Source organism: Chryseobacterium bernardetii, from assembly GCF_003815975.1.
Classification (GTDB): domain Bacteria; phylum Bacteroidota; class Bacteroidia; order Flavobacteriales; family Weeksellaceae; genus Chryseobacterium; species Chryseobacterium bernardetii.
The window spans coordinates 1671297-1685995 of record NZ_CP033932.1; the positions used below are offsets into that span (position 1 = coordinate 1671297).

The window sequence follows — 14699 nt, forward strand, 5'->3', positions numbered from 1 at the left end:
TTATCTTTTATATATCTCAAAGTTACGAAATATCGTGCCGAATAGCCCCGGATATCAATAGATGATAACTATAAGAAAATTTTTTAAAATAGTTTGGAAGTATTAATATTGCAAATGAAGGAGACTTACCGGTAAATTATGAAAAGGAAAGCTGATTTACAGGCTGAGGTATCAGTTATATATATTTATAATTATTTAAAATGGGAATAGTCCGAAATATAGTTTTACGCAGTTTTTTGCTGTCTTTTACCTTTTTTTTCTCAGTTTGTCTGCTGTATTACATCAATTCTGTACTGAAAACTGATGGATATTATATTTACCCGCTGGATGATGCGTATATTCATCTTGCAATGGCAAAAAACTTTGCATTGTACGAAGTATGGGGAATGACAAAATATCAGTTTTCCTCTACTTCCTCTTCTCCCTTGTTTACTTACCTGTTGAGTGTATTGATTAAAATTTTTGGAAACAATGACCAACTCCCGCTGTATTTTAATATTTTTTTTGGCATCGGAATTCTTTACATTCTCACAGTATATTATGCCGGGATTTTTCAAGAAATTAAAAAAACGGTTTTAGCAGTCCTTTTTACGGCCTTCTTTATTGTACTTCCTTTAAATATTCTTTCAGGGATGGAACATGTTTTCCAGGTATTTTTGTTTGTTGTTAACATTCTCTGTTTTTATCGGTATAACCAGAGTAAACTCGCAATATCCGGTTTTTATATCACTCTGTTGCTGATGGGGTTAATCCGTTTTGAAAGTATGTTTTATTTTGTTATTCTGGCTTTTATGTTTGCCCTTGTCAGAAAGTGGAAAGAAACCCTATTGGTTTTATTATTGGGTTTCATTCCTATTATAGCATTTTGTGCTTACAACTATCAGCAGGACGGTTATTTCTTCCCTAATTCAGTTGTGGTTAAAGGAACAAAACTAAGTTTTGATGCTAATATATTGGCACAGCTTAAGGTAATTTTACTCGATAATCTTTTACTGAATATCAGTTTTTATAAAATTGGTTTTTTTCCGCTTTTTTTATGTGCAGTATTTATTTACAGAGACTTTAAAACGAAAACGTTAAAAGAAGTATTAAAGGATGACTTTTTATTAATTGTATTCTCACTGGTGATGATCTGCCACGCCATGTTTGCTGATTTAAAAGGTTCCTTACGTTATGAAGCTTACATTCTTACAAGTTTTTGTATGGTATTGATACCAAGATGCAAAGGGCTGCTCGTTAATTGGATGGATTATATTAAAAAAGAAAAGCTGGTGAGCCTGCTGATTGCTGCTAATGTTTTTCTTATGATATATAAATGCTGGGCTGCTCATCCTATTATGAGTAAGGGAGGGAAGAATATTTATGAGCAACAGGTGCAGTCTGCAAAGTTTCTGCATCAGTTTTATAATACTTCCAAAGTAGTGGCCAATGATATTGGAGCCATCAGCTATTATACCAATATCCATTTGCTGGATATTGCAGGTCTTGGGTCTGTAGAAACAATTTATTTTAATGAAAATAAAAAAAAGTTTGATGAGAAATTTGGAAGCTTTATCAGTAAATATTGTCTGGATCATCAATACGATATTGCTGTTGTATATGAAGGCTGGCTGCAGGGGTACGTTCCTGCTTATTGGAAAAAGGCAGCTACTTTAAAAATTGAAAATAAGATCACTGTAGCCAGGCTGGAAGTCTCTATATATTCTATAAATATAAAGAACCTGGAAGAACTGAAACAAAATATCAAAAAATTTAACTGGAATAAAAATGTTACCGTTACCATAATAGAATAGATATCCAGTACAGTTGTATTCAAAAATTATTTATTTTGCTATGTGGCTTATTTTATTTTTGATTTCTTAAGGAATAGATAACGATTTGTTAATGATTCAGGAGATTGCGTTTTCTAGCTTTGTGTTCTAAATTTAATATAAAAGTAAAAAAAGTGAAGAAATTTTTTCCTGTATGATCATTATTCATGATATCAGCACAGGAATTTATGAACAAATTGATATCGCAAATACTATGGCAGAACTTTAGGAGCTCCTGAACAATATATGAGAGGAAAATAATAAAGGATGTCTTTAAATAAAATCTTGTTTTTTTGATACCAGCCCTGATACATAAAAATGATTCAACAATATAAAAGTAATGGAGGTTTTAGTTTGTTTTTGAAATAAATGAAGAAAAATTCTTATAAAATAAAATTTCATAACTGCTTGTCAATTAAAAAAATATTACTATTTTTGCAGCCTAAAATAAAAAGCAATTAAATGCCTACTATTCAACAATTAGTAAGAAAAGGAAGAGCCACGCTTGCCAAGAAGAGCAAATCGGCTGCCCTTGATTCTTGTCCACAAAGACGTGGAGTATGTACGAGAGTATATACTACTACACCTAAGAAACCTAACTCTGCACTTAGAAAAGTAGCAAGGGTAAGACTTTCTAACGGTAAAGAAGTTAACGCCTATATCCCGGGCGAAGGACATAATCTTCAAGAGCACTCGATAGTATTGGTTAGAGGCGGAAGGGTGAAAGACCTACCGGGAGTACGTTACCACATCGTAAGAGGTGCATTAGACACAGCTGGTGTAAATGGAAGAACACAGAGAAGATCTAAGTACGGAGCTAAGAGACCTAAACCAGGACAAGCTGCTGCAGCACCTGCAAAAGGAAAGAAAAAATAATCATTAAATAAGGTACAGAAGCAATGAGAAAGACAAAAGCGAAAAAAAGACCGTTGTTACCAGATCCGAAGTTTAATGATCAATTGGTAACGAGATTCGTAAACAACTTAATGCTAGACGGTAAGAAGTCTATCGCATTCAAAATTTTCTATGATGCATTAGATATCGTAGAAACTAAAAAAGGAGAAACTGAAAAAACTGCACTTGAAATCTGGAAAGATGCATTAACAAACGTTATGCCTCACGTAGAAGTACGTTCTAGAAGAGTAGGTGGAGCTAACTTCCAGATTCCTATGCCAATCAGAGCTGATAGAAAAATTTCTATGGCAATGAAATGGTTAATTAGCTACTCTAAAAAGAGAAATGATAAGTCTATGGCTTTGAAATTAGCTAATGAAGTTGTAGCTGCTTCAAGAGAAGAAGGTGCAGCTTTCAAAAAGAAAACTGATACTCACAAAATGGCGGAAGCTAACAAAGCGTTTTCACACTTTAAATTCTAATCTGAAATGGGTAGAGATCTTAAATTTACAAGAAATATTGGTATTGCTGCTCACATTGATGCGGGTAAAACTACCACTACAGAAAGGATTTTATTCTATACAGGTGTAAACCACAAAATTGGAGAGGTTCACGATGGTGCTTCTACAATGGACTGGATGGAGCAGGAAGCAGAAAGAGGTATTACTATTACTTCAGCTGCAACTACTTGTTCTTGGAACTTTCCAACTGACCAAGGAAAAGCTTTACCAGAAACTAAGCCTTACCACTTCAACATCATCGATACACCGGGACACGTTGACTTCACAGTAGAAGTAAACAGATCTTTAAGAGTGTTAGATGGATTGGTATTCTTATTCTCTGCAGTAGATGGAGTAGAGCCTCAGTCTGAAACAAACTGGAGACTTGCTGACAACTACAAAGTAGCGAGAATGGGATTCGTAAACAAAATGGACAGACAAGGTGCTGACTTCCTTAACGTGGTAAACCAGGTTAAAGAAATGTTAGGATCTAACGCAGTTCCAATCGTTTTACCAATCGGTGCTGAAGAAGATTTCAAAGGTGTTGTTGACTTAATTAAAAACAGAGCGATCATCTGGGATGAAGCAGGACAAGGAGCTACTTTCGAAGTAGTGCCAATTCCTGAAGATATGAAAGATGAAGTTCTTGAATATAGAGAGAAATTAGTAGAAGCTGTTTCTGAATATGACGAAACTTTGATGGAGAAATTCTTTGAAGATCCGGATTCAATTACAGAAGAAGAAATCAATGCTGCATTGAGAGCTGCTACTATCGATTTATCTATTATCCCAATGACTTGTGGTTCTTCATTCAAAAATAAAGGAGTACAGTTTATGCTGGATGCAGTATGTAAATACTTGCCTTCTCCATTGGATAAAGATGATATCAAAGGTACTGATCCAAGAACAGACGCTGAAATTACAAGAAAGCCATCTGTAGATGAGCCTTTCGCAGCTCTGGCATTTAAGATTGCTACTGACCCGTTCGTGGGAAGACTGGCATTCTTCAGAGCTTACTCTGGAAGACTGGATGCAGGTTCTTACATCTTGAACTCTCGTTCAGGAGATAAAGAAAGAATCTCAAGAATCTATCAGATGCACGCTAACAAGCAAAACCCGGTAGAATATATTGAAGCTGGTGATATTGGTGCAGCAGTAGGATTCAAGTCTATCAAAACTGGTGATACGATGTGTGATGAGAAAAACCCAATCGTTCTTGAATCGATGGTTTTCCCTGATCCGGTAATCGGTATCGCTGTTGAGCCTAAAACTAAAGCTGACCAGGATAAAATGGGTAACGCTCTGGCTAAATTGGCTGAAGAAGATCCAACGTTTACTGTAAGAACTGACGAGGCTTCTGGACAAACGATCATCTCTGGTATGGGTGAGCTTCACTTAGATATCATTGTAGACCGTATGAAGAGAGAATTCAAGGTTGAAGTAAACCAAGGACAACCTCAGGTAGAGTACAAAGAAAACTTAACAAAAGTTGCTCAACACAGAGAAGTTTACAAAAAACAATCTGGTGGTAAAGGTAAATTTGCTGACATTGTATTTGAACTAGGACCTGCAGACGAAGGTAAAGTTGGTTTAGAATTCATCAATGAGATCAAAGGTGGTAACGTTCCTAGAGAATTCGTTCCTGCTATTGAAAAAGGATTTAAAGCTGCAATGAAGAACGGTCCATTGGCTGGTTTCGAAGTTGAAGGTATTAAAGTTACTCTTAAAGATGGATCTTTCCACGCAGTGGATTCTGACGCTCTTTCTTTCGAAATGGCTGCTAAGCTAGGATTTAAAGAAGCTGGTAAAGCTGCTAAACCGGTAATTATGGAGCCTATTATGAAACTGGAAGTTGTAACTCCGGAAGAATATATGGGTAACATCATTGGTGACCTTAACAAGAGAAGAGGTACTATCAGTGGCCAGGAAGAGAAAAACGGAGCTGTTGTAATCAAAGGTTCTGTTCCACTTTCTGAAATGTTTGGATACGTAACTACTCTAAGAACACTTTCATCAGGAAGAGCTACTTCTTCTATGGAATTAGAGAAATACGCACCAACTCCACAAAACGTTGCTGAAGAAATCATAGCTAAAGCAAAAGGTTAATTTTTAAACTAAAGAAATGTCACAAAGAATCAGAATAAAACTAAAATCTTACGATTACAACTTGGTAGACAAGTCTGCTGAGAAAATCGTAAAAACGGTAAAGGCTACTGGTGCTGTTGTAAACGGTCCAATTCCATTGCCAACGAATAAGAGAATCTTCACAGTGTTGAGATCTCCGCACGTAAATAAGAAAGCAAGAGAGCAGTTCCAATTATCAGCTCACAAGAGACTAATGGATATCTACTCTTCTTCTTCTAAGACTGTTGATGCTCTAATGAAATTAGAACTTCCTTCAGGTGTAGACGTTGAAATTAAAGTGTGATAACTGCATACTTTGCAATGATTATACAATCCGTTCCTTTTTAGGGACGGATTTTTTATTTTTTCTCATTTAACTTGGTTGGAAAGGGCTGTTAAATGAAAGTTTTTTCCCATACAAATCTGCTTTTTATTATCGATAAACATTATGCAGTACCGGGAGTTTATATTCAATAGCCGGAAAACAGTATTAGTATATTTTTATCATAACTATTTTGCTATTATCGATCCCACATTACAGGACATTCCCAACCTGACATATCTCACCTTGGTTTATTTATTTAGAATTATTAAAAATAATAATTTTGCAAAAAAATTATTGATGTTTAGAACAGTATCTTTTTCCTTACTTGTTTTAGGATCAGCTTTGGCAAGCGGTCAGAAAACAAAGGACACGTTAAAAAGTAACCAGATTAATGAAGTAGTAATAACGGGTTCAGGGTATGCTCAGAAGATCAAAGACACTCCGGCAACTATTTCAGTGATTTCTCAGGCAGACCTTAAAAAAAGAGCTTACAGGGATATTACGGATGCCTTACAAGATGTTCCGGGAGTTTTCGTTACTGGAGGAGGAAGTACAAGTGATTTCTCAATAAGAGGAGCTGAATCTGGCCAGACATTAGTTTTAATAGATGGTAAAAGAATCAATACAAGAGAAACAAGGCCTAACTCTGACGGTCCTGGTATTGAGCAGGGTTGGATGCCGCCACTGGAAACGATTGAAAGAATCGAAGTGGTAAAAGGACCAATGTCTTCCTTATACGGCTCTGATGCAATGGGCGGAGTAATCAATATCATCACTAAGAAACTGAGTGAAGGTTGGAGAGGATCCGTTGGAACAAGTTTAATACAGCAGGTACATAAAGAATCAGGGAATACCTACCAGATTGACGGTTATGCTGCAGGTTCTTTAGTGAAAAACCTGCTTCAGATGAAAGTTACTGGAAGTTATTCAGACAGAAATGAAGATAAATTTGTAGGTGGATTTACCGAAAGGGTGATCAAAGCTTTTGGTACAGAGTTCAGTCTTACTCCCAATACAAAAAATACCTTTAAGTTAAGTTACGATTATAACCGTCAGGAAAGAAACCAGAATCCGGGTTATTCGTTAGGACCAAAAGCAAAGAGTTCACGCAATAACTACGAGAGGAATGTATTGGCACTAAGCCATAAAGGAGATTATTCAAATTTTCATACCAATTCTTATATCCAGTATGATAATACCAACAACCCCAACAGGGATATGAGATACGAAACTCTTTCAGCGTATAGCCTTAACAATTTCAATATTAAAGATCATGTAATCAGTTTTGGAGCAGAATACAGGTATGAAAAACTGAATGATCTGGGAAACAAGATGAAGTCGGAAAATGGGGAAGTAGTAACAAAACTTACCCGTTGGAACTGGTCAGCTTTTGCAGAAGGAAACTGGAAGATAGTTGATAAACTACATCTGGTTACGGGAGCCCGTTTGGATAATGATGAGAACTATGGATCCAACTTTACACCAAGAGGATATTTAGTATGGAGTGCTACCCATAACTTTACTTTTAAAGGAGGGGCTTCGTGGGGATATAAAGCACCAGGGCTGAGAGCTGTAAACCCGGGATGGGGACAGGTAACCGGTGGCGGAACCCAGGACGGGGTAATCATTGGAAACAAAGACCTTAAACCGGAAAAAAGCTTTAACCAGGAGTTAACAGTGATGTTTGAAGATAATAAGAAAGTGATTAACCTAAGCGTAACAGGATTTAATACAGACTTTAAAAACAAACTTGTTGAAGTTAGAAAATGTAACAACAGTGAAGAATGTAAACAGTTTGAAGCCCTATACAATCATATTTATGACTTCATCTCAACAAGAGAAAATCTTGGTAAAGCAAACAGCATGGGGCTTGAGGCCAATCTTGGAGTAAATGTATCAAAGGATATCGTATTGAAAGCCAACTATACCTATACAGATACGAAGATTAAATCTGATGAAATTCCGGCATTGTATAATAAACCGTATGCAAGAATTCCTAAACATATGGCCAATGTAAACCTATCATGGAAAGCCAATGACAGTTTTGAATTCTGGTCAAGAGGAAACTACAGAAGTGAAAGTCAGCCGGGGGTTAACAGGGGAAAAGCGCAGGAATATCCAATTCCGTCTTACTTCTTATTAGATTTAGGAACGGTATATAGGCTAAACAAACAAGTTCGTTTTACATTTGGGGTGTACAACCTGCTGGATAAAGATATCCGTAATGATACAACAGATCCGGCGAACAACTTTGGTTTCAGAATTGATGGAATAAGGTATCAGTTTGGAGCCAATTATTTCTTCTAGAACCAACCGAAAAGATTCAAAAAAGTTGGTTAATGAAATACAATAAGAATGTTCTTGCTAAAGAATATTGGAAGAGATTTTTATATGTGCAGAGAAAATCTGATCTCAAGAAGCCACTCCGGTTCAGAGTAAGAAATAACGATATTAATACCGGTTTAGAAAGGAGGAATTACGATAGATTCCTTTCTCAAATTTGTATTAACTTTTTAATTTATTCATATCAAATTAATTTTGTAAACATTAAGATGGGGTCAGCCGTCTTAATGTTTTTTTTTGTTATGTACCCTTCTATCTTTATTTCAATATTCCTTTCACTTGTTCAGGTTAATTTTATACATTTAATATAAAATAATATGACCTATGGATCACAAGAATAATAATCTCTTTGAAAAATTTTCAAACTGGGCCGTAAAATTTACAGGAAGTCAGTATGCTTTTATCGGAGCAACATTTGTAGTTTTAGCCTGGGCGGTTACAGGGCCTTTTTTTGATTATTCAGAAACGTGGCAGTTGGTTATCAATACCGGAACTACGATCATCACTTTCCTCATGGTTTTCCTCATTCAAAAAGCGCAGAATAAAGATTCGAAAGCTATACAGATTAAGTTAAATGAAATAATTGCTGCTCATGAAAAAGCCAGTAACAGGATTGTGGATATTGAAGATCTTACAGAAGTGGAGCTGGATCAGCTTCATCATTATTACGAAAATTTAGCTCAGTTTGCCAAGAAAGATTCGGACATCCATACTTCCCATTCCATAGATGCTGCACAGAGGAATCAGGATTATAAACATGAATTTTTTAAAAAGAAACATGAAGAGTGGCTTCAAAAGAAAGAGCAACAAAAAAAAAAAGAATGATTTTTCATTCTCTTTTTATGTTTAAAACCCTTCTATAGTATAATTAAATTAAAATTGTTAAATTTATGTTAAACTAAAACTGAAAAACCAAACACCATGAAACTAAAATTTAACCTTTTAGCCCTCATATTGATATTGGGACTAAATTCAATTGTTTCCGCACAGCAAGACAAAGAATTAAAGCTCTATAATCTCTATTACCTAAGTAAGGTTATTAATTCTAATAATCTGACATCTGATCAAATTAATGATATATATGCCAGTCTGGTAGCTAATTTAGGACAGGCTAAAGTTGATACATTAGCAAAAAAATATAAAGTAACTAATGATTCCTCTAAAGCAAGTTATATAGGAAATTTTCTTGTTAATAGAAACACATTAAAAGAGCTGACAAGAAGTGATATCATCAGACTATTCAATTTAGGACTGTTTGATAAAAAATACATTGACAGTAACAAAACAGAGAAGATTAACAGCTTTGAAAAAAGCTTTAAATCTTTAGCATTAAGAGGGGACGAATTAGATAAGGAGAAGGAAGAATTGGAACTCATCAAGACCCTCCTTGTAAATAAAGATAGTATACAATTTAATCAGAGATTCAGTCCTAAAGCTAAAATTTTTGAAAACCTATTGAATAATAAAAAACCGGAAGAAGTCCAGAATGATTCATTTAAGCTGTTTAAAGAAGTTAATTTATCGAAGTTGGAAGAAAAATTAAATGGTAATCGTAAAAAGATAGAGGATTTAGTAAAAGATAATGAATTATATAAAGAAAGTGTAAGACAATATGCAAATGCATATGTTAACAAAAGAAAAGATGTAGACCTTGTAGTCCCTTTAAATAATAATTTAGAAGCTTCCCAAAATCAAATCAATATAAATTCAATTGTTCAGGCTGCCCAGCAGAGAACTTCCAGTCAGAGTTTCAATATGCCATCAGAATCCCAAATGATCGAAGCAATGGCTATTTTTCTAGCCAACAGAGCAAAGCAGGAAACTTTGATCTGGTTTATGGATCAGGTGAGGGAGAGACTCAATAATCCACTTGTTTTTGAAGCATTTCCGGAAACTGCTAAGCTTCTTGCAGGACTTGAAGACTATAAAACTCCTAATTTCAGTAGTTCATGGCGCTACGCAATTTCTTCAGATTTTATAAAGATGCCTGTGAATATAGCTGAAAGTAAGTGGGTAGAGGAGTTCTTAGTCAAAGATGTTAATAGTAGGAAGGAACTATTAACAAGTATTAGTTTTGGTGCTGATTTAAACAGGTTGATTTCTGAAAGATATAATTATAGAGATATTGTACGGTATTTTTATATGAATCCTAAGTACAAGGATAACGGAGATGAAATAAAAAAATATCTTAATCAGTCAATATCAATGCTATATATATTAACCAATGAACTTTTTGTGGTAGATATAATAGATAATAAAAGTACCTATAGGCTGCTTTCCTTTGAAGAAATCAACAGTTTAAGAATGGATCAATGGGATGTCCTGCTAGAGTTAATAGAACTTAAATATGGATCTGAACTAAAACATATTAAATTTTCAAATTATAAGAATGATGAGAATCATAAAAACCAACTTGCTAAATGGATGGGTAACCTTCTGATTACTCTCAGCCAGTTTGATAAAATAAATAAAGATTCACAAGCTATTTTAGATGGTAATAAAGAGAAAGAGGAAAGGTCCAATTATAATTTTTATAGTGTCTGGAGAATTACAGAGCAGATTATTAGTAATATGGATGCTAATCAATATTTAGTAAATGGAAATTCATCTATTAAACTTTCAGAACAAATAGAGATCTTAAAAGATGGTATTGGAGTATATGAACAAATCCAAATCAAAAACTTTGTAGCCGCCGCTCAAAAAGTACTAAATATTATTGATAGGATTAATCAAGATCCTAATAAATCTATATTGGCTTTTTCGTTTAATTTGAATGAAAAAATAGTTCAGATAAATAGTGAAAATATTAAATTTTATGATATAAACAAAAATCCAATTTTGGAAATAAGTCAAAAATTTGATAACAATAATCTTGAACTGATATTACAATATGAAGATAAGAGGAAGGAGAATGATATTATTAAATTTCATCAAATTTCTAAATTGCAACCCTTCTTTAAATATATTTCAGATGTTAAAAGTGATAACTATATTTTATTAAATGAGCTTGATGATCAGTTTGATTTATTGATTACTCGAGTTGCGGTTAACGCAAAAATTGATAAGATAAATGCTATACATTTGCTCAATATATTGTACTTATTGAAAAATGATAAAGACGGTAAAGAAAAAATTATGGCTCTTTTAAAAAGTATCGGTACATCTTACCTTCAGCAGCCAAAATATAGTAAAACAGTAGATCAATTAAAACTGAAGTACCAGGATCAGCTCTTTAAGCTCACCTCATTTTTCGGAGATGTTTTATCCGCAAAAGACGAACATGAATTGGCAAATGTTATTGACTCTCATGCATTGCCTCCAACTTCCTATAAACTTAAAAGAAGAATGGCACATTCTATTGATTTGAACGCTTATGTAGGAGGGAGCTTCTCTGGGTTGCTAACCAATGGAAATACTTCTTTGAAGAAACAGTTTACCGGTGAAATTGTTGCACCAATTGGAGTGGCTTTTACATGGTCCTCAAATGGACCGAAGACAGATAATTTTGGTTTTACCGTTGATATTATTGATTTAGGAAATATAGTGAACCATTATTTGGTATCTTCTACAGAAGATTATCCGAAAGATGTTCATTTTTCTGAAGTTTTTAGCCCTTCGGTGAGTCTTATTTATGGTATAAGAAATAGTCCTTTTGTATTATTTGGAAGTGTAAAGCTTCTTCCGTTAAAAACGGTGTATACAGATGATGGACGACTTATTAACAATAAAACATTCGATGCTACTGTATTCAGTGTAGGAGTGAAAATAGATATTCCATTAATCAATTTATGGTCAAGGGATCAGGATAGATGATAGAATATAAAATATGATGCTGCAAAATAGCAACAAAAAAAGGAATCGCAATGATTCCTTTTTTATTTGAAGTAACTATTTGTCTGTTGATGTCTGCTATCTCATGAAATAACTAAAATAACTACAGCTTCCCATAAGACTTTTTGTAGTTTCAGCATCCGAATACTGTGCCTTAAGTTGAGCGAAATACGTTCTGTATTTTTGATTTTTCAGATTGTCCATTTCCTTTTGGCGGGCATCTTCTTTTTCAGACCATTTCGGATCAGAATAGTCGAAATCTTTTTGAGCATTAGCTTCATACTGGTAGTATTTACCCTGTTCTGCACTTGCCATCTGGAATAAAATCCTGGCTTTTTCTTCTTTATTGTTTGAAAACTTAAGGGCCTTTTGGTAATAGTTAATGGCTAAATCAAAATTATCAGGTTCAATATAAGAAGTATCAAGGAAGTTTTTATAGTAGTACTTATAAGGATTTCCTTTATCAGTGTTCCAGAAGTAATATTTACCTCCATTGCTGTTATCAATATCCATAACGAACAGGTGTCTGTAATAGCCTAAAATGGAAGTATTGTATAACAGGTTCCCGATAAGCTGGTTCGCTCTTGCTGCTTTCTCATCTTTTCCATTCCCTATTTTCTTAAGCTGGATCAAAACATCCGTCAGTTCAAGCTTATTCATATTGTCTTTGATGAAAGGAAAATCAGTATATCCTTCAGACTTCATAGATTCGGAAGGGCTGCTTTGATAACTTTCCCAAACATTATGTCCGAAAACAAGACTTGAAATATTATTAAAACCATTATATTCAGAAGAAGCATACTGTTTTGAGGTGATTTTTTGTCCTTCTTTTTCAGTCCAGTCATAATTCTCCCTTGGGATTCCACCAAACTTCTGAGCCTTTTCGTAATATGCTTTGGCCTTTTCAAAATCAGCAAGTCTCATAGCCCTGTCACCATAGATGGTATTAAAGAAAGCCTCAATATTTCCTACACTGTCCATATTTTTAGCAATGATCTGTTGTTCAAACTGAGTCTTGTTAGGCTTTCTGTAAAACTCTTCAACACTTTTTACCAGGCTGGAGTTCGGGTTGTATTGGAGATCAGATAGTTGGTTATTCATAAGGAATGATTTTCCGTCTTCCCCCTGAAGAAAGTAACGGTTGGCCATTACATCTTTTAAGAAGTCAGCGGTAGAAGGTGCATCACCGTAATAATCGTAATCACTGTTAACATTAGCGGTATCTTTTTTCACTTCTTTCTCTACAAAATACTCAGCATAATCTTTCATCAGGTGGTCTTCAAAAGCAGCATCCACTTTAGGTTGGGAAACAATATCATTCAAGACCTTCATCCTTTTGATTTCCTCCAGGTATTCAGGGTTGGTTGTTTTGATATCATTCAGTATTTCGGTACTTTCCTTATAATCTTTCTTTAAAAGCTTAAGGTAGGCATCAGCAATCTGCCAGTACTCATCTTTAGATTTTTCTTTAGCCTTTGAAGTAAATTTTTCAAGATCGTCAAGGTAATCTTTCGTGTTATCATCATATCCGCTGTATCCTGTAGTATAAAAAGGAATTCTGTTAGGATTATTCAATAATTCATCATCACTCTGTTCAGCCTTATTTCCAGCGGTGGTGGTATCAGATTTATAACCCCCAAAAAGATTTTTAAAGAACCTTACAATTTTCTGCCAGAAAGATATTTTCTCTTCTTTAACCTCTTTTACTTCCGTTGTTGTTTTATCAGAAGCAGCATCTTTTGAAGTATGGTTTTCAGTATTGCCCCTGTATACAGATATTCTGCCATAAGCATCAGACGTGTAATAATATATAGGAAGGTAGCTTCTTTCCAGTTCATTAATGCTTCTTACTGCCATTACTTTCAGGATTTCAGAATCCGGGTTAATGTCAAACATCTTTTCCATAATAGGAATGGGGTTGTTGAAATCTTCATATCCTAAAAGGAAATAAGCCATATTTTTTTCCTCATTTGTATTGGCTCTTTTCATAATATTACTGAAAGAAGCCGTGTCTGAAAGTTTCATAGAAACAAAAGCAGATTCCTTACGGTCTTTACTGTTCATAAATACCTGGAAGAAATTCCAGTTGGCATCACTATTCATTTCCAGCCCCCTTTGAGCTCCTGCCAGTTGGTCCAGAGCCATATAATATACCGTACCTTTTAGTTTCACAGGTTCAATATAAGTTTTGAAAGCCTGCAGGGCAGAGTCATAGTTTCTGGTATAATGGTTCAGGCGAACAAGTTGGTATCCGTAACGTTGCCTGATCTCAGGATTTCTGGCTGCATTATACAAAGAGGTGAGGGCCGCAATTGTTTTATTGTAATCAAGAGAGGTGGCATTTTTCCTGTTCTCATCTCTGTTATAATAAAAAGAGTTTTCACTTTCAATATAGTTGATGCTCATGTAAGGCTCCAGATATTTAGCCTCAATTAAATAATCAATTCCCTCTTTGTATTTCTGATAAAATCCTGTTCCCAGCTTTTGTAAGAGCGGGTTGGTAGGAGTTCCGTTTTTAAGAGCATTCAGATCATTCATGCTTACCTTGTATACCAGGTTTTGTGTCTCGGCATAATTAAGCTGATTGTTGAAATATTTCTTCCAGGTCTCAATATTATCATCAGGGATCATAGATGGATTATAATTACCAAAGAATCTTGAAGAATAAGTATGAAGAAAAGGAAGATAAGATTTATCCTTAATAATACTCTGCGTAAAGAGGTTGAAGTATTCGTAATCCGGATCCGACCATGAACAGGCGTTGGAGTTGGTGTAGAAAAGAGATACAACCGCAAGTGAAAGAATATACTTTTTCATAGGGTTTGTAGTGTTTTTTTAATTTTTATAGCGTTGTTTTGTAATTAATGGTGC

9 protein-coding genes are annotated in these 14699 nt (G+C 34.7%); 8 read left to right on the top strand and 1 reads right to left on the bottom strand.

Annotated features, from left to right (window positions below; translation table 11 throughout):
* Positions 1–350 precede the first annotated feature (350 nt).
* The 8 genes from EG339_RS07670 (at position 351) to EG339_RS07705 (ending at position 11810) form a co-directional block, all read left to right on the top strand.
* Positions 351–1793 (top strand): hypothetical protein, encoded by a 1443-nt coding sequence (locus EG339_RS07670; protein WP_123869695.1) that lies wholly within the window; start codon positions 351–353, stop codon positions 1791–1793.
* 480 nt (positions 1794–2273) lie between these two features.
* Entirely contained in the window at positions 2274–2687 is a 414-nt protein-coding gene (rpsL, locus tag EG339_RS07675; RefSeq protein ID WP_002983146.1) for a 30S ribosomal protein S12, read from the top strand.
* 23 nt (positions 2688–2710) lie between these two features.
* On the top strand, positions 2711–3187 hold the full coding sequence (rpsG, locus tag EG339_RS07680; RefSeq protein WP_027371737.1) for a 30S ribosomal protein S7: 477 nt from the start codon (positions 2711–2713) through the stop codon (positions 3185–3187).
* A 6-nt stretch (positions 3188–3193) separates the two neighbouring features.
* Positions 3194–5311, top strand: a complete 2118-nt coding sequence (fusA, locus tag EG339_RS07685; protein WP_123869696.1) for an elongation factor G — start codon at positions 3194–3196, stop codon at positions 5309–5311.
* 16 nt (positions 5312–5327) lie between these two features.
* Positions 5328–5633 carry a 30S ribosomal protein S10 gene (rpsJ, locus tag EG339_RS07690; protein ID WP_002661363.1) on the top strand — a complete coding sequence of 102 codons (306 nt, stop codon included), beginning with the start codon at positions 5328–5330 and terminating at the stop codon, positions 5631–5633.
* A 318-nt stretch (positions 5634–5951) separates the two neighbouring features.
* Positions 5952–7961, top strand: a complete 2010-nt coding sequence (locus EG339_RS07695) for a TonB-dependent receptor domain-containing protein (RefSeq protein ID WP_123869697.1) — start codon at positions 5952–5954, stop codon at positions 7959–7961.
* Between the two features lie 360 nt (positions 7962–8321).
* Positions 8322–8822 carry a low affinity iron permease family protein gene (locus EG339_RS07700; RefSeq protein WP_123869698.1) on the top strand — a complete coding sequence of 167 codons (501 nt, stop codon included), beginning with the start codon at positions 8322–8324 and terminating at the stop codon, positions 8820–8822.
* 96 nt (positions 8823–8918) lie between these two features.
* Complete coding sequence (locus EG339_RS07705; RefSeq protein ID WP_123869699.1) at positions 8919–11810, top strand: hypothetical protein; 2892 nt, start codon at positions 8919–8921, stop codon at positions 11808–11810.
* A gap of 96 nt (positions 11811–11906) precedes the next feature.
* Here the strand turns inward: EG339_RS07705 and EG339_RS07710 are convergent, their stop codons facing one another.
* A complete protein-coding gene (locus EG339_RS07710; protein WP_123869700.1) occupies positions 11907–14645 on the bottom strand; it encodes a hypothetical protein in 2739 nt (912 codons plus the stop codon).
* Positions 14646–14699 lie beyond the last annotated feature (54 nt).